Source organism: Brevibacillus sp. HD3.3A, assembly GCF_013284375.2.
Taxonomy (GTDB): domain Bacteria; phylum Bacillota; class Bacilli; order Brevibacillales; family Brevibacillaceae; genus Brevibacillus; species Brevibacillus parabrevis.
In genome coordinates this window covers 5831953-5857530 of the sequence record NZ_CP085874.1, presented here as the reverse complement: position 1 = coordinate 5857530, position 25578 = coordinate 5831953, and the positions used below count along the sequence as shown (strand labels likewise).

22 protein-coding genes are annotated in these 25578 nt (G+C 52.0%); 18 read left to right on the top strand and 4 right to left on the bottom strand.

The features are described 5' to 3' along the window. Positions 1 to 198 precede the first annotated feature (198 nt). The 7 genes from HP435_RS27370 to HP435_RS27340 are packed head-to-tail and all read left to right on the top strand — an operon-like array spanning position 199 to position 5455. Positions 199 to 501: a PTS sugar transporter subunit IIB gene (locus HP435_RS27370; RefSeq protein ID WP_063228821.1), complete on the top strand. Its 303-nt coding sequence runs from the start codon at positions 199 to 201 to the stop codon at positions 499 to 501. Between the two features lie 12 nt (positions 502 to 513). Then, positions 514 to 1857 (top strand): PTS cellobiose transporter subunit IIC, encoded by a 1344-nt coding sequence (celB, locus tag HP435_RS27365; protein ID WP_370641087.1) that lies wholly within the window; start codon positions 514 to 516, stop codon positions 1855 to 1857. A 22-nt stretch (positions 1858 to 1879) separates the two neighbouring features. Beyond that, positions 1880 to 2626 carry a chitin disaccharide deacetylase gene (gene chbG, locus HP435_RS27360; RefSeq protein WP_173599552.1) on the top strand — a complete coding sequence of 249 codons (747 nt, stop codon included), beginning with the start codon at positions 1880 to 1882 and terminating at the stop codon, positions 2624 to 2626. A 12-nt stretch (positions 2627 to 2638) separates the two neighbouring features. Next, positions 2639 to 2965 carry a PTS sugar transporter subunit IIA gene (locus HP435_RS27355; protein ID WP_122962455.1) on the top strand — a complete coding sequence of 109 codons (327 nt, stop codon included), beginning with the start codon at positions 2639 to 2641 and terminating at the stop codon, positions 2963 to 2965. Further along, entirely contained in the window at positions 2962 to 4284 is a 1323-nt protein-coding gene (locus tag HP435_RS27350; protein WP_173596299.1) for a 6-phospho-beta-glucosidase, read from the top strand. Before HP435_RS27355 ends, HP435_RS27350 begins: the two co-directional genes overlap by 4 nt. Before the next feature lie 12 nt (positions 4285 to 4296). Then, the gene (locus HP435_RS27345) at positions 4297 to 5190 is read left to right on the top strand and encodes a Cof-type HAD-IIB family hydrolase (protein ID WP_229049768.1); all 894 of its coding nucleotides are present in this window, start codon (positions 4297 to 4299) and stop codon (positions 5188 to 5190) included. A 1-nt stretch (position 5191) separates the two neighbouring features. Beyond that, positions 5192 to 5455 carry an HPr family phosphocarrier protein gene (locus HP435_RS27340; RefSeq protein WP_122962457.1) on the top strand — a complete coding sequence of 88 codons (264 nt, stop codon included), beginning with the start codon at positions 5192 to 5194 and terminating at the stop codon, positions 5453 to 5455. 71 nt (positions 5456 to 5526) lie between these two features. Here the strand turns inward: HP435_RS27340 and HP435_RS27335 are convergent, their stop codons facing one another. Continuing rightward, positions 5527 to 7659, bottom strand: coding sequence for a sensor histidine kinase (locus tag HP435_RS27335; protein ID WP_173596300.1), 2133 nt, complete (start codon positions 7657 to 7659; stop codon positions 5527 to 5529). Then, entirely contained in the window at positions 7637 to 8329 is a 693-nt protein-coding gene (locus HP435_RS27330; protein ID WP_122962459.1) for a response regulator transcription factor, read from the bottom strand. The genes HP435_RS27335 and HP435_RS27330 overlap by 23 nt, the downstream gene beginning before the upstream one ends. A 153-nt stretch (positions 8330 to 8482) precedes the next feature. Here HP435_RS27330 and HP435_RS27325 point away from each other — a divergent pair, with 153 nt between their 5' ends. Both HP435_RS27325 and HP435_RS27320 read left to right on the top strand, forming a co-directional pair. Next, positions 8483 to 9106, top strand: coding sequence for a class I SAM-dependent methyltransferase (locus HP435_RS27325; RefSeq protein ID WP_122962460.1), 624 nt, complete (start codon positions 8483 to 8485; stop codon positions 9104 to 9106). 21 nt (positions 9107 to 9127) lie between these two features. Then, positions 9128 to 11002: a DEAD/DEAH box helicase gene (locus HP435_RS27320; RefSeq protein ID WP_370641086.1), complete on the top strand. Its 1875-nt coding sequence runs from the start codon at positions 9128 to 9130 to the stop codon at positions 11000 to 11002. A 73-nt stretch (positions 11003 to 11075) separates the two neighbouring features. Here HP435_RS27320 and HP435_RS27315 read toward each other — a convergent pair whose 3' ends face one another. Next, positions 11076 to 11417 (bottom strand): DUF779 domain-containing protein, encoded by a 342-nt coding sequence (locus HP435_RS27315; protein ID WP_063228830.1) that lies wholly within the window; start codon positions 11415 to 11417, stop codon positions 11076 to 11078. 3 nt (positions 11418 to 11420) lie between these two features. Further along, positions 11421 to 12941, bottom strand: coding sequence for an aldehyde dehydrogenase (gene adh, locus HP435_RS27310; RefSeq protein ID WP_122962462.1), 1521 nt, complete (start codon positions 12939 to 12941; stop codon positions 11421 to 11423). Between the two features lie 265 nt (positions 12942 to 13206). Between adh and HP435_RS27305 the strand changes: the two genes are divergently transcribed. The 9 genes from HP435_RS27305 (at position 13207) to HP435_RS27265 (ending at position 25571) form a co-directional block, all read left to right on the top strand. Continuing rightward, the gene (locus tag HP435_RS27305) at positions 13207 to 14991 is read left to right on the top strand and encodes a sigma-54-dependent Fis family transcriptional regulator (RefSeq protein WP_173599550.1); all 1785 of its coding nucleotides are present in this window, start codon (positions 13207 to 13209) and stop codon (positions 14989 to 14991) included. Between the two features lie 437 nt (positions 14992 to 15428). Further along, positions 15429 to 16271 carry a M23 family metallopeptidase gene (locus HP435_RS27300; RefSeq protein ID WP_173599549.1) on the top strand — a complete coding sequence of 281 codons (843 nt, stop codon included), beginning with the start codon at positions 15429 to 15431 and terminating at the stop codon, positions 16269 to 16271. A gap of 69 nt (positions 16272 to 16340) precedes the next feature. Then, a complete protein-coding gene (locus HP435_RS27295; protein WP_122962465.1) occupies positions 16341 to 16826 on the top strand; it encodes a hypothetical protein in 486 nt (161 codons plus the stop codon). 507 nt (positions 16827 to 17333) lie between these two features. Then, a complete protein-coding gene (locus HP435_RS27290) occupies positions 17334 to 18410 on the top strand; it encodes a tartrate dehydrogenase (RefSeq protein WP_122962466.1) in 1077 nt (358 codons plus the stop codon). Positions 18411 to 18432: 22 nt separating this feature from the next. Beyond that, positions 18433 to 19857, top strand: coding sequence for an aldehyde dehydrogenase family protein (locus HP435_RS27285; protein WP_173599548.1), 1425 nt, complete (start codon positions 18433 to 18435; stop codon positions 19855 to 19857). Then, on the top strand, positions 19854 to 20624 hold the full coding sequence (locus tag HP435_RS27280; RefSeq protein WP_122962468.1) for an SDR family oxidoreductase: 771 nt from the start codon (positions 19854 to 19856) through the stop codon (positions 20622 to 20624). The genes HP435_RS27285 and HP435_RS27280 overlap by 4 nt, the downstream gene beginning before the upstream one ends. 3 nt (positions 20625 to 20627) lie before the next feature. Further along, on the top strand, positions 20628 to 22019 hold the full coding sequence (locus HP435_RS27275; protein ID WP_173599547.1) for an FAD-binding oxidoreductase: 1392 nt from the start codon (positions 20628 to 20630) through the stop codon (positions 22017 to 22019). Between the two features lie 146 nt (positions 22020 to 22165). Beyond that, positions 22166 to 23794, top strand: a complete 1629-nt coding sequence (locus tag HP435_RS27270) for a formate--tetrahydrofolate ligase (RefSeq protein WP_173599546.1) — start codon at positions 22166 to 22168, stop codon at positions 23792 to 23794. A 319-nt stretch (positions 23795 to 24113) separates the two neighbouring features. Further along, positions 24114 to 25571: a methyl-accepting chemotaxis protein gene (locus HP435_RS27265; RefSeq protein ID WP_122962471.1), complete on the top strand. Its 1458-nt coding sequence runs from the start codon at positions 24114 to 24116 to the stop codon at positions 25569 to 25571. Positions 25572 to 25578 lie beyond the last annotated feature (7 nt).

Genomic DNA, 25578 nt, shown 5'->3' with positions numbered 1-25578 from the left:
TTTTATTTTTTGCCAAATTGTCCCTGTTTCCCAAACACTATAGCGCTTTCATTCAAACACTTTTGGCGCAAGCTGACTTTGCGACTCTTAAAATGCGACAACGGTGCCCTTTTTGGTGAAAGCGCATACAAACAAGGTGTTTTGGCACGCGACTTGCTATAGAAAAAGGACATAACCAACTGAGGGGAGGAAGTTATATTGAATATCTTGCTATGCTGCGCAGCTGGGATGTCAACGAGCTTGCTGGTACAAAAAATGGAGCAGGCTGCACGGGAAAAAGGGCTGGAAGTGAAAATCTGGGCGGTATCAGCAGATGACGTAAAAAGTCATATTGACCAAGCCGAGGTACTCCTGCTGGGGCCTCAGGTGCGCTACAAGCTGGCGGAAATGAAAAAAGTAGGGGAAGAAAGAGGGATTCCAGTCGATGTAATCCGTACGGTTGACTACGGTTCTCTGAACGGGAAGAACGTGCTGGAATTTGCTCTTCGTCTAAAACAGTAGAGGGGGATGCGTATGGCAGGGTTCAATTCTTTTCTGGAGGCCCGCGTGATGCCTGTGGCGGGCAGGATCGCGGAGCAGAAGCATTTGCAGGCAATTCGTGACGGGATCATTCTCACCATGCCTTTGCTGATTATCGGGTCTCTTTTTCTCATTATCGGCTTCATACCTATCCCTGGTTACAACGAGTTCATGGTTGGGCTGTTTGGCGACTTGTGGCGAACCAAGCTTTTGTATCCGGTGAATGCCACGTTTGACATCATGGCGCTCATCGTCAGCTTCGGAGTAGCGTACCGATTGGCTGAAAAGTACAAGGTTGATCCGCTGTCGGCAGGTGCGATTTCTGTCGCTGCCTTCTTGCTCGCGACCCCGTACAAGACGATGTTTACCCCTGAGGGAGCTACAGCAGCCCAAGAGGTAGGCGGAGTGATCCCGGTCGCCTTGATGGGAAGCCAGGGGCTGTTCGTGGCGATGCTGTTGGCGGTGCTGTCCACCGAGATTTACCGCAAGATCATTCAAAAGAAAATCGTCCTGTCGATGCCCGATGGTGTGCCTCCCGCTGTCTCCCGCTCCTTTGTCGCTTTGATCCCTGCTTCGGCCGTGCTTCTGGTCGTCTGGCTCTTGCGCATCCTCATTGAAAATACTTCGTTTGAAAGCATCCACAACATCGTGAAAGATTTGCTGGTCGGCCCGCTGAGTGCATTGGGCAGCAGCTTGATTGGAGCGATTGTCTGCGTGTTGCTCGTCCATCTGCTCTGGGCGCTCGGTCTGCATGGAGCGGCGATTGTCGGCGGAATCATGAGCCCGATCTGGCTCACTTTGATGGATCAAAACCGGGCGGCGTTCCAGGCGGACCCGAATGGAGATTTGCCGAACATCATCACCACCCAATTTTTTGATCTATGGGTGTACGCGGGCGGCTCAGGTGCGACCTTAGCGCTCGTGGTGCTCATGCTGTTCCGTGCGCGCAGCGAGCAAATGAAAAACATTAGCCGACTTTCCATCGGTCCAGGCTTGTTTAACATCAATGAGCCTGTCACTTTCGGGATGCCGATCGTCATGAATCCGATTCTGATTATTCCGTTTATTCTTGCGCCCGTTGTGCTGGTCATTGTCAGCTATGTGGCGATGTCACTGGGCTGGGTAGCAAAGCCAAGCGGCGTGGCAGTTCCCTGGACGACTCCTGTCATTATTAGCGGCTATTTGGCTTCCGGCGGGAAAATCTCGGGCAGCGTCCTCCAGCTTGTGAATTTCGTCATTGCGTTGGTGATTTACTATCCGTTCTTCCGCTTGTGGGATAAACAAAAGGTGAGCGAGGAGCAGGCGAATGCCGCTTCGAACCAAGCCGTAAACTTGTAATTTACCAGAGGAGAGGCGCTTTATGAAGCTGATTGTGAATGCGGACGATTTCGGTTATTCGAAAGGGGTGAATCTGGGGATCATCGAGGCGCACCGGGCGGGCGTCGTCACCTCTACAACGACCATGGTGAACATGGGCGGTTTCGAACACGCGGTACAATTGGCCAGGGAAACGCCGACACTCGGGGTGGGCATCCATCTGGTGCTCACCTGTGGCGCTCCAGTCAGCCACGATGTACCATCCCTGACAGATGAGCATGGGCGGTTTCACCGTGGATACGACTATTTGGGCACGACGTCGCCGGAGGATGTAGAAAGGGAGCTGCGCAGCCAAATCGAAAAGTATTTGGCGACGGGACTTACCCCGACGCACATCGACAGTCATCATCACGTCCATGCTCATGCAGCGATTTTGCCGATCGTTTTGCGCCTGGCACAAGAATATCGGCTTCCGGTGCGCAATCCGTGGGGGTTTCAAGCAGGGAAAAGGGAGAAGCAGCCGGATGTGCTGACCACGGAAGGCTTTTCCCACCGCTTTTACGGAGACGACCTGTCTGTTCAAACTTTCTTCGATATTGTCGAGGAGCTGGCGGACTGCTCTGTGGCCGAGATGATGACCCATCCCGCATATTTGGATGAAGCGATTTTGACAGGCAGTTCATACGCGCTGCCGCGTACACGGGAGCTGCAAATTTTAACGGCAAAAGAGATAAAAGAGTACGTGCAAACACGGCAGATACAGCTCGTGACATTTAAAGAACTCGGATAGGTGGAGATCTATTTGGACCATACAGACGTTATTTTTCAGCTGATTTTACACGGAGGGAACGCGAGAAGCCTGGCGATGGAAGCAATCGCACTGGCGAAAAACAAAGACATGGCGGGCGCACAAGATGCGCTGAAACGAGCTGGCGAAGAGCTGAGCCGGGCCCATCACCACCAAACGACTTTTATCCAAAAGGAGATTGCGGGTGAGAAACCGGAGATCAGCATGCTGTTGATCCATGCGCAGGATCATTTGATGAATGCGATGACGATCAAGGATTTGGCCAGCGAGTTTGTCGAGCTGTACAGCCATGTCCACGCGGCAAAGGAGGCGGGAGTGTGAGCGGAATCAAAATCGTAACGATCGGTGGGGGATCGAGCTATACGCCAGAGCTTGTGGAAGGTCTGATCAAACGATACGACGAGTTGCCTGTACGCGAACTGTGGCTCGTCGATATTCCCGAGGGTGAGAAGAAGCTGCAAATCGTCGGTGCTCTGGCGAAGCGGATGGTGGAAAAGGCCGGAGTACCTATGAAGGTGCATCTGACGCTGGATCGGCGCAAAGCGCTCGCGGGCGCGGATTTCGTCACAACGCAAATGCGCGTGGGGCTGCTGGACGCCCGAATCAAGGATGAGCGCATTCCGCTGAAGTACGGGGTCATCGGTCAGGAGACGAATGGGCCTGGCGGACTGTTCAAAGGGCTGCGCACGATTCCGGTCATCATGGACATTTGCCGCGATATGGAAGAGCTGTGCCCGGATGCCTGGCTGATTAATTTCACCAATCCGGCTGGCATGGTGACGGAAGCTGTTCTGCGATACACGAACCGGAAGAAAGTAATCGGGCTGTGCAATGTGCCCATCGGGATGAAAATGGGAGTCGCGACCATATTGGGGGTCGATCAGTCGCGGATACACATTGACTTTGCCGGGCTGAACCATATGGTGTTCGGGCTGGGAGTCTACCTGGACGGAAACAACGTCACTCCGCAGATCATCGACAAGCTGACTGGCGAACAATCGGGAATTACGATGCAAAACATTCTCGATCTTGGCTGGGACAAAGATTTCATCAAAGCGTTGGGGATTCTTCCTTGCCCGTATCACCGCTACTACTACCAGACTCGCACCATGCTGGAGCACGAGCAGGAGGAAGCGAGCAAAAACGGCACGCGGGCAGAAGTGGTCAAGCAGGTGGAAGCGGAGCTGTTCGCGCTGTATGAAGACCCTGACCTGAACATCAAGCCGCCGCAGCTGGAAAAGCGCGGGGGTGCCTATTACAGCGAAGCAGCCTGCAATCTGATTTACTCGATCTACAACGACAAACGGGATATTCAGCCAGTGAACGTCCGCAACAACGGGGCGATTGCGAGCATTCCTGACGACTCTGCTGTGGAAGTAAACTGCGTTATTACCCGGGAAGGGCCAGTCCCGCTTGCCGTAGGGGATTTGCCAGTGCCTGTGCGCGGGTTGGTGCAGCAGATCAAGTCGTTTGAACGAGTGGCGGCGGAAGCGGCTGTAACGGGTGACTATCACCAGGCTTTGCTCGCCATGACGATCAATCCTTTGGTGCCGTCCGATGTGGTAGCCAAGCAAATTCTCGACGAGATGCTGGAGGCGCACAAAGAGCATTTGCCACAGTTTTTCAAGCCAGTAACGTAAGGATGGAAAACCGTGGAACAAGCTGAGAGAAAAAACGAGAGCGCGAGATACAAGCTGCTCGCCCTGGATGTGGATGGGACCATTCTGATGTCGAATCATTCGATGGCAAAAGTCACGCAGCAAGCGATCAGCGGGCTTGCAGACAGAGGCGTGTTCGTAACGCTGGCTACCGGACGGGCGTATCCGTCAGCGAAAGCTTTGGCCCGACAGTTGAACATCAGCACTCCGCTCGTGTCGCATGACGGGGCGTATGTGGCTGATCCGCTGACAGACGAGGAACTGCACGTCAGTCGGATACCTGTTGAAACGACCGCTTCGGTGACAAACATTTTGGCGAAGTACGAGCTGGATGTCATGCTGCTGCACGAAGCTTATACGCTCACCAATCGGCGCTGGAAGTGGAAGGACTTGTATCCGTTGGTGAACACGCGCACCTTGCGCCAGCTTTGGCGGGAGCGCTATCCGGTCAAACTGATGACTTCCGCTGATTTGATCGGGCACGTCCAGGAGCATGCGGTGCGCGTACCGAAAATTTTCGTCATGGGCGAGGAAAGCGAGATTGCGGTAGCCAGAAAAGAGTTGGAGACAACCGACTTGCCGGAAATTCGGGTAACGACTTCCGGTGCACGCAATCTGGAGATATTGCCAGAGGGAATCTCCAAAGCGAGCGGGCTTGCGCTTTTGGCAAAAAGACTGGAAATCAGTCCGGAACAAATTGTGGCTGTCGGCGACAATTACAACGACTTGGAAATGTTGCAATTTGTCGGGATGGGCGTCGCCATGGGCAATGCTCCAGACGAAGTCAAGCGGCTGGCACGACATGTGACAGACACGAACGATCAACATGGGGTGGCGGCCGTCATCCAGAAATTTTTCGGCATACACGATGCAGAAAAGGAGGTGTGAAATGGTCCGATTTAATGTAGAAATCACCGTAAGCGGCGGCCTTCATGCCCGTCCGGCTTCTGTACTGGTCAACTTGCTCAATCAATACCGCTCGTCGGTCAAAATGATTTACAATGACAAGCAGGCCAACGGCAAAAGCATCTTGAGCGTCATGGCGCTGGGGGCGAAGACCGGCGATGAAATGACGTTTGAGGTGGAGGGCATCGACGAGCAGGAGACAGCGTCGGCTTTGCAGTCGCTGTTTCAGCGGAACTTTGCCGTATAAAAAATCGCAAAGCCAATGCCTGACAGTGCGGGCATTGGCTTTTTCATGTTCGGGCAACGGATTTTTATCGATCAGAGGCTTTTTCGAAACACGACCGTTACTTTGAAGTAATCGCCATCGATTTCCAGCAACAGCTTTCCGCCTTGCAGCTCCACGATGCTTTTGGCAATCGCCAGCCCCAGTCCGGAACCTTCCGTATGGCGGGACTGATCGGCGCGTTTGAATCGTTCAAACAGTTCCTGGGCATCGAAGTCGATTTCGTAGGCCGAGACGTTTTTGAAGGTCAGCACGACTTCATCCTGTTTTTCGATCAAATCAATCAAGACGCGCGTATTCGGCATGGAATACTTCAAGGCGTTGCCAATCAGATTCTCGAAAACGCGCCATGTTTTTTTGCCATCGAGCGGAGCCATGATTTTCGGCTGCTCGGTTTGGACGCGAAACTTGAGAGAGGATTGCTCGATCTTTTCGCTGAACTCTGCGATCGCCTGGTTGAGCAGTGCCGAGAGGTTTACTTGCTCAATGTGCAGCTCGACAGCTCCGCTGGACATTTTCGCGGCATCGAACAGGTCATCAATCAGCACTCGCAAACGGCCCGCTTTTCGGTCCAGCACATCGACGTAGCTCTTGATCTCTTCCGCCGACAGGTTATCCCGTTTCAACAGGTCCACGTAGTTGATAATCGAGGTGAGCGGCGTTTTCAAATCGTGCGAGACGTTGGTAATCAGCTCCGTCTTCATGCGCTCGCTCTTCATTTGTTCTTCCAGCGCGTGTTTTAAGCCCAGCTTGATGTTGTTGAGCGAGTGCGCGAGATCGGAGAGGCTCCCTTTATGGATTTTTTCAATCGTGGCCTGCATATTTCCCGCTGACATCTCGGAAGCTCCGCGCATGATGCGGTTCATGAGTGCCAAACGGCGAAAAATGTACGGAACGACGGTTGCCAGGTAGAACAAGCCGTACAGAAAACTGAGCACGAACAACTCTTCCGAGCCTTTCGCGATGGAGACGAGGCCGAGTGCTGCGCTCATGCCGAATCCGACAGTCAAAATGAACAACAGGGAAGACTTGAAGAACAAGCCTTTGTGCGCGTAGCTTTCACGCAGAACAAGTTTCAGTCGGGCAAACAGGCTTCTTTGCCACTGTTGCGAAAGAGACTCAGGTTGCTGATACATATGCCATGCTTCCAGAACTTGCAGCAGCCAATAGGCGGTAAACAAAGACATGAATCCGAGAGTGAAGAAATGCTCGACATCCACCGGCAAAAAGAAGAAGCGCAGACTGAAAATCATAGCCAGGTAAGTAGCGCCTAGCGGAAACAGCAAGAGGATGCGGATATCGAGCGGGATACGCCGGAACAGTCTCAGCGTTTTGCCGACAATCGGTTGCTCAATGCCTTTGTTCCGGTGCAAAAACCAGCAAAGGACAGCGGTAGAGAGCAATGTCACGATCAACAGGACGACTTCTCCGCGCAGCCGATCCCTTTTGGCATCGAAGTAGGCAGCATCTGCATGTACTTGGCTGTAGCCATCAGGAATTTTCGGAACAAAAAAAGTGCCGGACCATTGATTCAGTTGATACATGCGGTTAATGTCGGCAAAATCGCCGTACCTTTGATCTGAGTTTTCCGGAAAGCGGATTACGTAGCGGGCATTCTCGCTTAATTCTGCATCCGTTGGCGTGTGGCTATTGGAGTAAATTTTCCCTGTCTTGTAGTCGTTGACATAGTAGTGGAACGATGGGTTGCGAAGGGCAAGGCTGTTTTTCCGTTCTTCGTACTCCGCATCTTTTTCCGCGACCATTTGTTTGAATTTCGCATCCCATTCGGCTGTTGCTTCGTCAAGCTCGCGGATCATCTCGGACTTTTTCGCTGCAGCATCGTCGGGGTGCATGTCAGCATACCGCTGCCTGATCTCTTGATAAGCATTGTTGCGGTCTTGCTGGAACTGCTCTACGGCTGCTTTCCCCAGCTTTTGTTCTGGCGTCTTGCGTTCATAGTCGGCAAAGTCGACATGAACCGTTTTCACCAGACCTACAAACAGTCTGACTTCGCTATTGAAGCTTTCGCTCTGGAAGTAGTTGTCCCGTTGCAAATATTCGCGGTTGCGGTAAATATCCGCCATAATCAGTACGAGAAGCGCGACGCTGACAACCAGGGCGAGCAGCGCTGGCAGCGTGAAGCGGCTATTTTTCGATCTTGTATCCAATTCCCCATACCACCTTCAAATATTTCGGTTCTTTCGGGTTGATCTCGATTTTTTCCCGAATGCGCCTGACGTGAACAGCAACCGTGTTTTCTGCATTCAAATATGGCTCTCGCCAGACGCGTTCGTAAATTTCCTCAATGGAAAAGACCCGGCCCTTGTTTTCCATCAGCAGCTCCAAAATCTTGTATTCGGTAGCGGTCAAGCGGACTTCGGTGCCATCTACAGCGACGGACTTCGTACTTTTGTTCAGCGACAATCCACGCACCTGAATCTCGTCTTCGGTTGCCTTGTAATTGCCGAGATTGGTATAACGCCTGAGTTGGGACTTGACCCGCGCCACCAGCTCCAACGGATGAAAAGGCTTGGTCACATAGTCGTCGGCCCCGATGTTCAAGCCCAGAACTTTGTCGGTGTCCTCCGATTTGGCAGAAAGCATGATGATCGGGATATTTTTGTCCTGCCGGATTTTAAAAGTTGCCGTAATTCCGTCCATCTGAGGCATCATAATGTCCAAAAGAATGAGATGAATCTCTTCCCGTTCCAAAATATCCAATGCTTCTAGACCATTGCTCGCTTGATGCACAATCAGAGACTCGTTTTTGAGATAGATTTCGATCGCATCTCTGATCTCTGCCTCGTCGTCGACTACGAGGACATGATAGTTCGCCATTGTTTTCCCACCTTATGAATGCATTCATGTTTTTATCTTAACGAAAAGCTTTGACAAAACAGCATAGAAATCTCTTACAAATTTCTTAATAGTTGTCCGAGATAGGAACTGGACGAAAAATAGGGTAAGATGTGAGGAAGTAAAAACGAGGAAATGGTGATGACCTTGCTGGAATGGACCGGGGAGAGAATCATCCCCAAGCTGCTGAAGCCGACGAATGGCATGCTTCTGGAGCACATCGCCCGCTATTACTTTGCTACTCCTTATATTAAAGGAAGAGTGCTTGATATTGCATGCGGGACAGGATACGGCTGTCATATGGTTGCCAAGGATCGGAAGCGGGAATTGACCGAGTTGATCGCTGTCGATATTGATGACGACACGATTTTTTACGCGAATCGGGAATATCACCATCAAAAAATTACGTACCAGAAAGCCGACGCTCTCGATCCCGCCCTTCCCGAGAAGCTGGGCTTGTTTGATACGATTTTAAGCTTTGAAACGATTGAGCATGTAGCGGACGATCTGTTGTTCATGGACAACCTGTATCGCATGCTGAAACCGGGCGGAACACTGGTTTTGTCCAGTCCGTTTGGCCGAGGGAGAGGCAAGGAGACGAGCGAGCCTTTTCATGTGCATCAATTGACTCCCCAAGAGTTTGAGGAGCTGTTTGTCCGGTTTTCGCAGGTGGAGATTTACTATCAGCGAGGGCCGACGTTTGAAAAGCCGCGAGATGGCGTGCGCTACTTTATCGGTGTGGCTGTTTGTACGAAATGATCCTGCTCGGATACATGATGATTGGAGATGGCGAAACTGACGGATTTTTTTAGATTGGGCATACGAAAAGAATGGATAGATGCGCTGCAAGCAAATGGAATTACAGAGCCGACCCCGATCCAGGAAAAAGCGATTCCTGCGCTGTTGGCAGGCAAGGATGTGATTTCCCAGGCGCAGACAGGAACGGGGAAGACGCTTGCTTTTGTCCTGCCGATTTTGGAGAAAGCGGACCCGGACTCAAACGATGTGCAGGCGCTGGTGCTCACACCTACCCGCGAACTGGCTCTGCAAATTACGGCAGAGGTGAAAAAGCTGACGGCTGCCACAGATGATCTGCACGTGCTGGCCGTATATGGCGGACAAGACGTCGACCGGCAACTGCGCAAGCTGGCGGGCAAAAAGCAGGTGGTGATCGCTACTCCCGGCAGATTGCTGGATCATATGAGACGAGGAACGATCGATTTGTCGACCGTCTCCATGTTTGTTCTCGATGAGGCAGACCAGATGCTGCATATGGGCTTTTTGCCAGAGGTGGAAGACATCGCGGCGAGCCTGCCTGACAAGCGGCAGACGATGCTGTTTTCCGCGACGATGACGCCGCAGGTGCGCGCACTGGCGCAGCGCTTCATGCAAAATCCGGAAGATATCCGGGTGCAAGGCAAACGGATTACACTGGCGAATATCCGGCAAATCGCCGTGGAAACGACGGATCGTGCGAAGCAGTCTGCCTTGCGTACCTTGATTGATGAAGAACGCCCGTTTTTGGCAGTCATCTTTTGTCGCACGAAACGCCGGGCGAGCACGTTGAATGCCGCCCTGCAAGGCTTTGGCTATTTGTCGGACGAGCTGCACGGCGATTTGTCGCAGGCAAAACGCGAGGATGTAATGAAGCGTTTTCGGGAGGCGAGAATCCAGCTACTGGTGGCAACGGATGTAGCAGCGCGCGGGCTTGACGTCGAGGGAGTCACTCACGTGTTCAATTACGACATCCCGGAAGATGTCGACAGCTACATTCACCGGATCGGCAGAACGGGCCGGGCCAAAGAAAAGGGCATCGCTTATACGATGGTGGCGGCCAAGGATCGGGCACAGCTCGCAGAGATTGAAAAAGGAATCGCCATGACTTTGGAGCGGCGTGCGAGCGAGCGGGCGGCGGATTACGGGGAGAACGAGGAGCATAAGCAGCACAAGACAAAGCATAAGGGGCAGGAGCGCGCAGGCAGAGGCGGTCAGCGTGGAGGCAAACCAGCCAGAACAGAAGGCGAGCACCGTGGGAGCAAGCCAGCCAGAGCAGAAGGCGAGCACCGTGGAAGCAGGCCAGCCAGAGCAGAAGGCGAGCACCGTGGAGGTAAGCCAGCCAGAGCAGAAGGCGGTCAGCGTGGAGGTAAGCCAGCCAGAGCAGAAGGCGGTCAGCGTGGAGGTAAGCCAGCCAGAGCAGAAGGCGGTCAGCGTGGAGGTAAGCCAGCCAGAGCAGAAGGCGAGCACCGTGCGGGCAGGCCAGCCAGAGCTGAGGGCGGTCAACGTGGGGGCAAACCACCTAAAGCCGAGAGTAAGCAACAGGCTGGAAAAGGGAAGCGCGAGACGGGAAAACGCGGGCAGCACGGAGCCGATCGCCAGCAGCAAACCGCTCGCTTGACCCCCAAAAATGGGGATGACCAGCGAACCCAGGAACGGATGACGAAAACAGGGCAGAGCAGCGAGCGAGCGGCAGGCAGAAGCGATTTTGCGGGCAAATCCGCAAATGCTTCGCGCAAGCCGGGGGCTTTTTCCCATAAGCGAGCAGAGAAGCAGCATGGTGGCAGCGCTCGTTTTGATGGCCAAAAACAGACAGGCAAACGGCCAAGTCCGGCGCCAGCAAAACGCGGCAGCACCGCTCGAAGGACCAAGAAGCGCTGAATGAAATAAAGCGAGGAAAAAGAAAGACCGTTCCGCCGGGAAAAAGGCAGGAACGGTCTTTTGTGTATTCCGATCAGCTGTCTGGAAAGACGCGCGAACGTGTAAGGAAACGCACTCCTTCGGGCCCTTCGAGCGAGAACATTCCGCCACGACCCGTGACAACATCAATGATCAGCTGAGTATGCTTCCAATACTCGTACTGCGCTTTTCCCATGTAAAACGGGCAGCCGCCAATTTCGCCCAGCAGCACATCCTGTTCCCCGACGAGAAATTCACCTAGCGGGTAGCACATAGGCGAGCTTCCATCGCAGCAGCCCCCTGATTGATGAAACATCAAGTCGCCATGCTTGGCGCGCAGCCGTTCGATCAGCTCCAGGGCAGCGTCTGTAGCGAGCACTTTCTCAGGCTGGCTCATCGATCAAAAGAAGCCCAATGCCTGCTCGCTGTAGCTGACCAGCAGGTTTTTGGTTTGCTGGTAGTGGGCGAGCATCATTTTGTGATTTTCGCGGCCAATACCGGACATTTTGTATCCGCCGAATGCGGCGTGCGCCGGGTAAGCGTGGTAGCAGTTGGTCCATACGCGGCCAGCCTGGATTTCACGTCCTACGCGGTACGCGGTGTTCACATCGCGCGTCCACAAGCCGGAGCCGAGGCCGTACAGCGTGTCGTTGGCGATAGCCAGCGCTTCGTCCGTGTCTTTGAAGGTCGTCACGGAGACTACCGGGCCGAAGATTTCTTCCTGGAAGATGCGCATTTTGTTGTGTCCTTTGAAGACGGTAGGCTGGATGTAGTAGCCGCCTTCGAGGTCTCCTTCCAACTGCGCGCGGGAACCGCCGATCAGGCAATCTGCCCCTTCCTGTTTTCCGATATCGAGGTAGGAGAGAATTTTTTCAACTTGCTCCAGGGAAGCCTGGGCGCCAATCATGGTGTCGGTATCCAGCGGGTTGCCTTGCTTGATGCTGGCTACGCGTTTCAGAGCGCGCTCCATGAACTGGTCGTAAATGCTTTCGTGAATCAGGGCGCGGGACGGGCATGTGCAAACTTCGCCCTGGTTGAGTGCAAACAGCACGAAGCCTTCAATTGCTTTGTTCAAGAAAGCGTCGTCTTTGGCACACACGTCCGGGAAGAAGATGTTCGGAGATTTTCCGCCCAGCTCCAATGTGACCGGAATAATATTTTGGGAGGCGTACTGCATGATCAGTCGACCTGTAGTCGTCTCTCCGGTAAATGCGATTTTGGCGATGCGGTTGCTGGATGCGAGCGGTTTGCCAGCTTCCAGACCGAAGCCGTTTACGACGTTCACGACGCCCGGAGGCAGCAAGTCGCCGATCAGCTCCATCAGCACCATGATCGAAGCAGGAGTCTGCTCTGCGGGCTTGAGGACAACGCAGTTTCCTGCTGCCAGAGCGGGAGCGAGCTTCCATGTAGCCATCAGCAGCGGGAAGTTCCAAGGAATGATTTGTCCGACGACACCGAGCGGCTCGTGGAAATGGTAAGCGACTGTGTCGTTGTCGATTTCAGCCAGCGAGCTTTCTTGGGCGCGAATCGCTCCGGCAAAGTAACGGAAGTGATCGATCGCCAGCGGGATATCGGCAGCCAGCGTCTCGCGGACGGGCTTTCCGTTTTCCCACGTCTCAGCCGTTGCCAAAAGCTCCAGATTGGCTTCCATGCGGTCTGCGATCTTCAAGAGGATGTTGGATCGCTGTGTAACAGAGGTGCGTCCCCAAGCGTCTTTGGCTTCGTGGGCGGCATCCAGTGCAAGCTCGATATCTTCTGCAGTGGAGCGAGCTACTTCGCAAAATGCTTTGCCGTTTACAGGAGATAAGTTTTCAAAATATTCACCCTTCACCGGCGGTACCCAATTGCCCCCGATATAGTTTTCATAGCGATTTTTGAAAGTCACCTTGGAACCGGCTTGACCGGGTTGAGCGTAGATCATGCGAACGCCTCCTCTAATATCACCTTTTTCTTTACGGCTTTTTCTAAAAGCAAATCCTGTACCAACTGCCGGGAAGCTGGAAATGACAGCGTTTTCGCAAAAGTAAGACAGCAAAAATGCTCCATAATGGAGCAAAAGTTGTTCCGTTTTGGGACACCTCGTAAATATTTGGGAGCGTTAGACAAGGAACTGCTTTTTCCGCCAAGATTCGCATACTTACTCGTGCTATACTGGTAGTGAATGATTTTTGGGGGAGGGAAGAGTGTTGTCAACGATTGTCAAGCAATCTTGGAAGCGCTGCCAGGAATCGAACCTCAATGCTTGGGAGAAAGCCAATGACCAAATCATTTCCAGCAAAAGAATCAAAGAAATCATTCAGGAAAATCACCCTCTGATTCAGGAAAGCCTCCCGCTGTTCAACAAGCTCGCTCCCTTTTTGTTGTCGACAGAGCACATCGCTTTGTTGTCGGATCGGGATGGCAATATCATTCACACTGTCGGCGACCCCGTGTTTGCCAATCAGGCGCAAAAAGTGCAACTGCAAATCGGGGCGAATTGGACAGAAAATTCAAAAGGAACGAACGCGATCGGGACGGCGCTGATCGCGCAGCAGCCTGTTCAAATACAAGGAGAGCAGCACTACTTTTTGGAGAACCGCTTTCTCACGTGCTCGGCGGCGCCGATTTTTTCACCGACTGGCGAGTTGCTCGGCGTCATCGACATCAGTACGCGCAAGGAATACTCCCATCCGTTTGCTTTGACCATCGCTTGCATGATTGCGGAAACGCTGCAAAACCGCTTTTTGTACGCCGATGCACAGCGGGTCATCGCGCTTGGCGAGAGTCCGGTTGTGAAAGGCGAGCCGGGAAAAGTGCCACTGGTCGGTCTGGATCGGGACGGACGACTGATCGGCTTCAATGAGTCTGCCAAGCAGCAGCTGGGAACGGAAGCACTTGGGAAAAGGCTTCCGCAAGAGTACGAGCGCGCAGGACGAGAGGTGCAGGACAAACGCCCGCGCCTGTTCACGTCAGGCTCATGGACAGATGCTTCATCCAAGACGTCGGATGCGGATGCTTTGAAAAGTTTGAAAAAGCCAAAGACGCAGCTCAAGCCGTTTCCTCGTCTCGCAGGTTCTTGCCCGCTGTTTTTGCAGGCGAAAATGCTGGGACAAAAGGCGGCGCAGGTCGACTTTCCCGTGCTGATCCTGGGGGAGAGCGGCACGGGCAAAGAGCTGTTCGCGCAGATGGTTCACGAGACGGGACCACGGGCGCAGGAGCCTTTTATCGCCGTGAACTGCAGTGCGATATCAGAAAATTTGATCGAAAGCGAATTGTTCGGCTACGAAAGCGGGGCATTTACCGGGGCGAATCGCGAAGGAAGGATCGGCAAGTTTGAGGCGGCGAAAAAAGGCACGATCTTTTTGGATGAGATCGGCGATATGTCTTTGCGCGGACAAGCCGCTCTTCTGCGGGTGTTGCAGGAGAAGGTCGTCACGCCAGTAGGCAGCAACCAGTCTCGGCCGATTCAGGCGAGAATCATTGCGGCAACGCATCGCAATTTGCCGGAAGAAATCAAGGCGGGACGTTTCCGGGCTGACTTGTACTATCGGCTCAAAGGAGTCTCGATTCACTTGCCGCCGTTGCGAAAACGAAGCGATATCATCCAGGTGGCGGAGCATCTGATGCAGCAAATTGCCCCTGAGCAGCCAAGCGAATTGCTCCCGAGTGCGAAAGCGAAGCTCGTTGCCTATTCCTGGCCGGGAAATGTGCGCGAACTGCAAGGAGTGCTGGTGCAGGCCGCTTTTTTGTCCGATGGCGATGATATTGGCGAGGAGCACATCCAACTGGAGGGCTTGACGGAAGAAGCGGAGCATGAGCAAGGGATTCCGTCTTTGCGGGAGACCGAGCTTGTGGCGATCAGACGCGCGCTCCATTCGAGCGGCGGCAACGTCAGCAAAGCGGCAAAGCTGCTTCAGATCGGGCGGAATACGCTGTACCGCAAGATGGCGGAGTATCAGCTTGGGGCGCCTTTTTATATGGGGGAGTCATGACAAAGTGGTACAAGTTTGATAAAAACTCGATCAGATAGCATTTAGCAAATAACGTGAACTCTTCTGCATTAACTTGAAGCTGTAAAATCACAACTCATTGGAGTAGGGAAATGATAACCAAACAATACGATTTGCATTACAAAAAACGGCACCCGGTATTATCGGGTGCCGTTTTAGTATTGTATGGCGTCTTAACCAAGACTAATATTTTTTCTCCTGGTGCTTGAACACACTATTCGTTTTATCGGAGCCTAAATTAGCAGGTGTAGCATACTGTCTTACTTCGGGTTCATCGGCAAAAATCACCCTTGCTCCAAAGGATGGGAGTTTGCCATAGTGAGTGGTAATAGATATGATGTCGCTGCCTTTATATCCTTTCATTGTAAAAGATATTCTTCAACATCTCTTTTTAACTTATATTTATGGAGGTAACGGTTTTGAAGAAACTTAATGTTCTGATGTGCTCCATGTTTTTAGTCGGTTCAATTTTTGCCCCAAGCGTTATGGCTGCAACTAACAATAAGGGATCAGACGAGGAAATCAAAGCGATGGGTTCGGATGATCCCTATCAAAATATGCGATGGGCTTGGCCAACAACGAGTACAAAGATCACCGATGATTATGGTGATGTTGGTGACCGTTGGCATAAGGGAATTGACATTGGAGTTAAAAAGAAAGATGTATATTCAGTGGCCGAAGGTAAAGTCATTCAAAGCGGGCATTTTAAAGATAGGGTTACCTATGCTATTACCATTGAACATAACGATAGAGACCCAGATACCAATAAGAAGCTAATTACGAGATACCTTCACTTAGAACCTAAAGAGCTTTACTATACAACGAATGAAAAAGTAAAAAAAGGCACAACGATTGCTATGTCTGGAACCAGTGGAGCGACTGGATATCATTTGCACTTTGACGTAAATGCAAAAGGTTTGGAAAAACCGGGAGATCGGGATACTTTTTCTCCTTGGGTATTCTGGCCAGAAAATAGGCCAGACTCGTTAAGTCCTTTGGATGTACAAGGACATGGAGAACATGAACAGGAAAATGGGCATACTCATCCTGAAGATGAAGATTTCTTTGACTTCCTGGTTATTTCTTATGTCGGATCGGATGCGTTTTATAGTTGGTTCTATTCAGTCGAAGAGTCTGAAAGAACGACGGAAAATTTCAAAAAGCAATTTAATTTAAGCGATAATGACATTGAAGAAATTATGAACACGAAGTTGACACAAGAGGAAAAAGCAGAGGTTATTAACGCATCTGCAAATCAGTAAAAAATCTACACTCCCGTGATTTGAACATGGGAGTGTAGATTTTTCCAATATCAAGTAAGGAGGAATAACATGAAGAACAAAAAAGGGTACCTACTCATTTTCGGATTGCTGGTAGTTGTATTCGTTATTTTATATTCAACGGGCATTATTGGACGCTCCGTTAGCATACAAGAAACTCAGTCGATCAGTGCTAATGATGTGATTAATGAAGTTGAAAAAATAAAGAATGAAGTCAAGATCGGTCTAACGATGAATGAAATAAAACAGCTTTATGGTAGTAACTATACGTTAGTTAACGACAACGGCGATCTTGAGAATGGGAATGACGAACATTGGACGTATCGATTCCTTGGAGATGTCAATTACAAGCCTGCGGGCCCGGATCATATGATAGACGAAGAAGGTATGTTAAGTGGAAAAGCAGGAGTGGAGCTATTCATCGGTTGGAAAAATGAAAAGATAACGTTGTTTACGATCACTTATCTAGGTACCGACAAGCATATTCATTTTTACAGTAACGTAAATGGAAAAATTGAAGAGAGTGTTATCAAATAAGCTGAAAGTGGAATGTAGCTTAATTTATAGCCTACGTTTGAAGCGCAACGTTTTGAATGAGGGAACCCCTTGCAGGCTAAGTCGGCATTGTACGACGAATAGAGTGGGGTTTCATCGAAGTAAATCAACTCGGCGGAAATACTGACGAATTGCTTTTCTCTGCATGGGAGAAAAAGAGTTCGTCTTTTTTAGAATGAAAATCCAATGAAGGAGTGCTTCGCTTGAAAAACGACCTGCAAGTAAAATGTCAAATTATGGAATTTAGGAAAGGGCATGAACGGAGCTGCTTGACCAAATAAAAACTGCCGACAGTCTGAGTGTTGCAACATTTTGTTGCAACACTTTTTTAAAAAAGATAAGCATGACTTCCAAATTATGATATAAAAAATAAAAAGACTGAATGTTTCGGGTATTTCTGTGCAAAGATGAACGATTGGCATTAAAGGTGCATTAGATCAGTGCATCCGATTATTCTTTAAAATTGAATTAATTCAAGGAGGGAGACGATTGCTGCAATATTCGATCGCAGTCATACCAGGAGACGGCATTGGTCCAGAGGTGATGGACGAGGGATTGAAGGTGTTGACGGCCGTAGAGGAAGCGCATGGAGGGATTCGTTTTACCCGCGAGATCATGGACTGGAACTGCCAGTATTACCTCACGAACGGCAGGATGATGCCGGAAAATGGACTGGACATATTGAAAGACCACGATCTGATTTTGCTGGGAGCGATTGGAGCGCCAGAGGTGCCCGATCACGTATCGGTGTGGGAGCTGATTTTGCCGATTCGCCGCAGCTTTTCGCAATATGTGAACCTGCGGCCTGTAAAGCTGCTCAAAGGTCTGGAAAGCCCTCTGCGCTACAAAAGCCATGCCGATCTCGATTTTGTCGTCGTGCGGGAAAACACCGAGGGCGAGTATTCCAACATGGGAGGGCGGATGCACCAGGGGACGCCGTACGAGATGGCGGTGCAAAACAACGTCTTCACCCGGTACGGCACGGAGCGCATTCTCCGCTACGCGTACGCGCTGGCAGAGAAACGTCCGACAAAAAGCGTGACGGCAGCTACCAAATCGAACGGAATCAACCATTCCATGCCGTTCTGGGATGAGATCGTCAAGGAGATCAGCCTGGAGCACCCGGACGTTCGCACCAACTTATATCATATCGACGCATTGGCCGCCTATTTTATCACCAGACCGGAGACGTTTGAGGTGGTGGTTGCGAGCAACTTGTTTGGAGACATTTTGACAGACCTGGGGGCTGCCATAGTCGGCGGGCTTGGGCTGGCTCCGTCGGCCAACATCAATCCGGAGCGCCAATACCCGTCGATGTTCGAGCCGATCCACGGATCAGCCCCTGATATTGCCGGAAAAGGGATCGCCAATCCGATCGCGCAAGTGTGGAGCCTGAGCATGATGATGGATCATCTCGATTTGCCGGAAATCAGTGCTCTGATCATGAACGCAATCGAGCAAGTTGTCCAGGAGGGCAAGGTGCTGACGCCTGACCTGGGGGGCAAGGCGACCACGAGGGAGTTGGGGGACGAGATTGTCCGGCACATTTATTTGGGGACGAGATAAAGAGACAAGGGAGGAAGAGAGTATGGAAGCGAAAGCGTATGATTTGTACATCGGCGGAAAATGGATCAAAACGGGCAGCTATATCCCTGTTTTGCACAAATACACCGGCGAGTGCATCTCGCAGATTGCCCGCGCCGAACGGCACCATGTCCAGACAGCGGTAGAGGCAGCGTGGGAGACGTTTCGGAACGATCGGCTGACGCCGTTTCAGCGCTATAAAATTTTGCTGAAGGCGTCTGAGCTGATGGAAGCGCGCCGGGACGAGATGGAGCTTTCCCTCATCCGCGAAGTCGGGAAAACGCGCAAAGATGCGATGAACGAACTGGATCGTACGATTAATACGCTTCGCTTGTCTGCGGAAGAAGCCAAAAAAATTCATGGCGAGATGATCCCGCTGCAATCGACGGAAGGCTCGGAAAATCGCCTCGGGTTCACAATCCGCGTACCGAAAGGCGTCATTGGCGCGATTACGCCTTTCAACTATCCGCTGCTGCTCAGCACGCACAAGATCGCTCCGGCTCTGGCGGCAGGCAATACGCTGGTGGTCAAGCCGGCGACTGTCACGCCGCTCGCGACCTTTTTGCTGGTCGAAGTATTGGAGGAGGCAGGGCTGCCAAAAGGCTATGTGAACATCGTGACGGGGGCGGGCAGCGAAGTGGGCGAGTGGCTTTTGGATGAAGAGCGCATCGCCATGTACACCTTTACCGGGTCGGGCGAGGTTGGCCGCCATATCAAAGCGCGCAGCGGCATGCGGCCTGTCGCTCTGGAGCTTGGCAACAACTCGCCCAATATCGTTCACTACGATGCGGATGTGGAGCTGGCGGCTCGGCAGACGGCTGCGCGCAGCTTTCATAATGCAGGTCAGGCGTGCATTGCCGTCCAGCGCATTTACGTGCACGAAGATGTGTTTGCGGCATTCAGCGAGCAGTATATCGCGCACGTCAAGCAGTTGAAGGTAGGCGACCCGGAGGACCCGGCCACAGATGTCGGCCCGATGATCAGCGAAAAAGAGGCAAAGCGGACAGAAGAGTGGGTACGGGAAGCGATCAGCGAAGGAGCGACAGCGCTTTTGCCCATCAGGAGGGAGGGCGCTCTGTTTTATCCGGCGGTGCTTGTGAATACGAAACCGGATATGAAGGTAGTGTGCCGGGAAGTGTTCGCCCCGGTAGTGACGATTATTCCGTACAGCGATCTGGAGGATGCTTTTGCCCAGGCGAATGATTCGGAATACGGCTTGCAAGCGGGGATTTTTACCCGTGATCTGAATGTCGCGATGAAAGCGGCGCGCACGCTGGAGTACGGCGGAGTAGTCATCAATGACGTCTCTACGTACCGCAATGACGTGATGCCGTACGGAGGCGTGAAAAACAGCGGACTCGGCAAGGAAGGCCCGCGCTATGCCGTGGAAGAAATGACCGACGAGCGAATGGTGGTGATCAATCTATGAGCGGTCAACTGCTGCAAGGGAAAACGGCGATCGTCACAGGCGCTGCTTCCGGAATGGGAAAAGCGACTGCCAAGCTGTTCGCGGCGGAGGGAGCGAATGTCGTCCTGGCTGATTTGAACAAAGAGGCGGCTGTGCAGGTCGCTCTGGAATTGCCGGACGGGAGGGGCCATGCCGTGCAAGTCGACGTGGCCGATGACGAAAGTGTAGCCGCGCTGATTCAAGAGACAGTCGCCGTCTTCGGTGCGCCTGACGTGTTGGTCAATTGCGCCGGAGTTCCGCAAGCTTTTACTCCGATTGAGGAGCTGACATTGGAGCAGTGGGATCGGATCATGTCCGTCAACGCGAAGTCGCTCTACTTGACGGCCAGACATGCGGTTCCGCACATGAAGGCGAAAGCGAGGGGCAGCATCATCAACATCGCCTCCATCGCGGGCATCCGTGCGCGTCCCGGCCTGAATGCCTACTGCGCTTCCAAAGGCGCGGCGATCATGCTGAGCAAGGCTCTGGCAATCGAACTGGCTCCTTATCAAATCAGAGTCAATGTCATCAATCCTGGCCCGGCGGAGACTCCCATGCTGGGCAAGTTCATCAACGGAGACGAGCAAGAGGTAGAAGCCGGGAAAAAGGACATTTTCATCAGCAGCGTTCCATTGGGCATGCTGATTCAGCCGGAGGATATCGCGCAGGCCGCTCTGTACCTGGCTTCCGATCTGTCCAAGATCGTGACTGGGGAAGTCATGAACGTTGATGGCGGGAGGGGAATCTAGTCTATGGAGAAGCAGCAAAGGAGAGAGTGTGTGGATTATCGGCAGCAACTAGCAAGTTTGTTGGGAGAGGACAGAGTGACGACCAATCCGACTGTCCTCATGAATCATAGCCATGATGAATCGTACCATCCCCCTCATCTGCCGGATGTTGTCGTGTTTCCGCAGTCTGCGGATGAGGTCAGCGCCATTTTGCAGTTGGCTAATGAACAGCGTATTGCCGTGACACCGTTTGGTCTGGGCACCAGTCTGGAAGGCCATGCGATTCCGTACGCAGGGGGAATCAGTATGGACTTTTCGCTGATGAACCAAGTGCTGGAGGTGCGTCCGCAAGACTTTTTGGTCAGAGTACAGCCGGGGGTGACGCGCACTCAGCTCAATCGCGAGTTGAAAAAGCACGGTTTGTTCTTTTCCGTTGATCCGGGTGCTGACGCGACATTAGGCGGGATGGCGGCCACCAATGCGAGTGGCACCACTTCCGTCCGCTACGGTGTCATGCGCGACCAGGTCCGCGATTTGCAGGTCGTTCTCGCAGACGGGCGGATCATTCATACGGGCAGCATGACGGCCAAATCATCGTCCGGGTATCACCTGACAGGGCTGTTCATCGGATCAGAAGGGACATTGGGCGTGTTTACAGAACTGACGCTACGTGTGTACGGGATTCCCGAGGCGACGATGGCAGCGCGGGCCAGCTTCCCAACCGTTCAAGACGCGGTAGATACGGTCGTGGATATTATGGGAGCGGGGATTCCCGTTGCCCGTATCGAGCTGGTTGACGAGCGTTCCATTCAGCAGGTGAATTTGTACAAGGAAACGAGCTATCCGGAAAACCCGACGCTTTTTATTGAGTTTCACGGCAGCGAGCAAAGCCTTGCGCATGACATTGAGTTCGCCCAAAACATCAGTGCCGAGCACGGTTGCACGCAGTTTCTGTTCGAGACTGATTCCAAAGCCCGTGCCGCGCTTTGGGATGCGCGCCACAATCTGGCTTACGCTTTTCTGCACAAATCGCCCGGCAAAAAAATGATGGTGACCGATGTATGCGTGCCTTTTTCCGAACTGGCGAAGGCAGTCGTGGACGCCCGGCAGGCCATTGACCGCTCAGGTTTGGATGGAGCCGTGCTGGGACATGTCGGCGACGGAAACTACCACGCGATTTTGATGATCGACGTACATGATGCACAAGAGATGGCCCGAGCCGAGGAGTTGAACGCCCATCTGGTAGAGTACGCGCTGAGCCGCGGCGGGACGTGCACCGGAGAGCATGGCGTAGGAGTGGGCAAAGTCAAATATCAGCGCAAGGAGCACGGAGCGGCGCTGGACGTGATGCGGTCGATGAAGCAAGTTCTCGATCCGAACGCCATCCTGAACCCGGGGAAAATATTCGCAAACTAGCAATGGCCTGCATTCTGATCTGGCATGATCGAATGCAGGTTTTTCTTTTTGGCGAAATATGGCGAAAGGTAGAGGAGAAAGGGCGAGGATGTGGAATGTAGGAGATTGGTAAATAAACATTTCGCAAGGCAGGGAGGCAGGCATGCATGAAGTCGATTGTTGAGATTGCCCAGGCAGCAGGGATCGATGAGCAGGATCTGGAGCTTTACGGAAAGTTTAAGGCAAAAATATCTGATGAACTATGGAATAAGATAAAAGATCGACCTGATGGCAAGCTGATTCTCGTCACTGCGATGAATCCGAATCCAGCCGGAGCGGGTAAAACGCTGACGACGATCGGTCTGTCGCAGTCGCTTAATTTGCTTGGAAAGAAAACGATTGCCGCTCTCAGGGAGCCATCTCTGGGGCCGTGCATGGGCATCAAGGGAGGCGCTACCGGAAGCGGCAAGGCGCAAATTCTCCCCGCAGATGAAATCAACCTGCACTTTACCGGAGACATTCATGCGATTACAGCTGCGCACAATTTGCTCGCAGCGATGATTGACAATCATATTTTCCACGGCAATCCGCGCGGCATCAATCCGAAGAAGATTGTCTGGAAACGGGCGATGGACATGAATGACCGAGCGCTCAGAAATATTGTGGTCGGACTCGGCGAAGGCAACGGCATGACACGCGAGGACGGCTTCATGATTACGACTGCTTCGGAGATCATGGCTATTTTGTGCTTGAGCGAAAACCTCGCCGATTTGCGCGACCGACTGAATCACATCATCATCGGCTACGATTATCAGGATCAGCCGGTTCGTGCGGAGGAAATCAACGCGGTAGAAGCAATGTGCGTCCTGCTCAAGGAAGCGATCAAGCCGAACCTGGTGCAAACGATTGAAGGCACGCCTGTCATCGTCCACGGCGGTCCTTTTGCCAACATCGCCCATGGGTGCAGCAGCGTGATCGGAACCAAAACCGCTCTCAAGCTCGCAGATTACGTCGTAACCGAAGCGGGCTTCGGCGCTGATCTGGGCGCAGAAAAGTTTTTTGATATCAAGTGCCGAAAAGCGGGACTGACTCCAGCGGCGGCCGTAGTGGTGATTACCGTTCGTTCGCTGAAATACAACGGCGGGGTGAAAGTGCCTGATCTGGCGGAAGAAAACCTCGCTGCATTGGAGGCAGGCTTTGCCAACGTCCGTCGCCATCTGGAGAACCTCCAAAAGTTCGGCGTACCAGCGATTGTAGCCATCAACCATTTTGCCACAGATACGCCAAGAGAGATCGACGCAGTCGTGAAGCTGTGCCAGGAGGCCGGAGCAGAAGCCGCGCTATCCAAGGCTTGGGCAGAAGGCGGCGAAGGTGCGGTCGAACTGGCTGAAAAAGTAACGCGGGCGGCAGAGCGTCCTTCGCAGTTCCGCTTTTTGTACGAAGAAGACCGTAGCGTGAAAGAAAAAATCGAGACGGTCGTGAAGGAGATTTACCGCGGTTCTGGCGTAGTCTTTTCGCCATTGGCATTGAAGACGATGCAAAAGATCGAAGACATGGGGCTTGCCCATCTGCCTGTCTGCATGGCGAAGACACCATACTCGTTTACAGATCGCGCTGACCAGCTGGGAGCACCTGTAGACTTCACCATTCAGGTGAGCGAGGTGCGGATTTCGGCGGGGGCAGGCTTTATCGTGGCGCTCACCGGAAGCCTGGTGACGATGCCTGGACTTCCGAAAAAGCCGGCAGCCGAGTCGCTGTACGTGGATGAGCACGGCCATGTAGAGGGACTGAGCTAAGCAACACAAAGGCAAAAAGCTGACACGGGCAACAAAGTGTCAGCTTTTTTTCGCGCTTAGGCAGAGCTAAACAAGCCTGCAAACCCGGTTGTAGTTGATCATGGGAGCTTTCTTTCGTTATCATAGAAGAGAACACCTATCTGTTTTGGAGGTTTTGCTGGAAACCAAAATTCTACCAAAAACAGACGGTGTTTTTCTATTTTTTTCTCGAAAGTTGGGAAAATTGCCTCAGATTATCAGTTGCATAGCGGAAAGGAGGCTCACAGCTACTCATTCATCCATCTTTTCCATACTTCTAAGATGAAGAGGAAGGTGCCATGTGGATCAAAAAACATTGATTACCAAGCAGCGCAATAAAATTGTCATTTGCATTGGATGGCTTATGGTAGTACTGCAAGTAGCGATCGATATAACACGAGGTTTAAGCCTTGCTTTTGTCATTCAGTGGTTCGTGTTTGCCGGGATTTGTTTGCTGCTGATGTGGATGAACCGCGCAGCGAAAACCATTTTGCTCATTCCGTATGTCTTGGTTGGCGTCCTTTCTCTTATTTGTGTTATGCATTTGCTTACTTTTCCCCGGACAGCCGAGAGGAGTATGCTAAATTTGTTCGAGTACCTCGCTCTTGTATCTCTTTATCCCAACTATCGCCCTGTTATTGCGATGTCAGTTGTAGCCATCATTACTGCGAATCTAGGTCAATATCTGAATGTTTATGCAGATGCAAATAATGTTCCGCTCGTCGTGGTTGCCATCATCACGATCTATGTCGCAAAGCTTAACGAGAACGTGTATTTGCAAGCGGAAAGCCGGCATAAGGAAACGCTGTTTGCTAAACAGCAAATCGAGCAAATTTTTGGTAAGGTGTTACATTCGGTGGAGACGCTTAAACAATTCAGCTTGTCGCTAAAAGATAATGTCCTTTTTACGGAACGCGTCTCTCGGGAAGTATTGACGTCTTTTTCCGAGGTGGCTAAAGGCGTGCAACTGCAGGCAGCAAGTGTCGGCGATATCTCCAACTCCGTACAAGATTCAAATCATGGAGTTCAGCGAGTAGCCGCCAGTTCGCAGCGCATGAAAGATTTAACATTAGCGACTGTGAAGGTAACGGAAGAAGGAAATGAACAGGTGTCGACGCTAACGAAACAAATGGCTCATATCAGTACGATCATCGATAAAACCGTGACGTTGATGAACGAGCTTCATGAACGAAATCAGCAAATCGGTTCTGTTCTTTCCAAGATTAGCGAGATCTCCAACCAAACCAACCTGCTGGCCTTGAATGCTGCCATCGAAGCAGCGCGTGCGGGAGAGCACGGGCGGGGTTTTGCCGTGGTTTCTGATGAAGTGAGGAAGCTGGCTGTCCATTCACAGCAATCGACGGAAGAAATAGCAGGCATATTGGTGGATATCCAAAATAAAACAAGCGACCTTGCCAAGCAAATCATTACCGGACAAGCCGCTGTTGTAGACAGTCAAAACGCTGCGCAGCACACAGAATCCATATTAAAACAAATTACAAATAACGCGAATAGCGTTGTGATTCAAGCGGGCGAGGTTGAGACGCTCATTCATGCGTTGGAGAATGGTTCGCTGCGGATTGTGGATGAAATCACCCAGATTTATAGCGTAACGGAACAATCCAGTGCGTCTGTAGAGCAAGTATTGGCGAGTGTAGACGAACAAACAGAACGGATTGAACAAATTGTGGCAAGCTTTAGAGAGTTGGAGCTGCTTACCGATACGTTAAGCAGCTTGGCTGTGGAGTCTGGGAAGTAGCTATGAT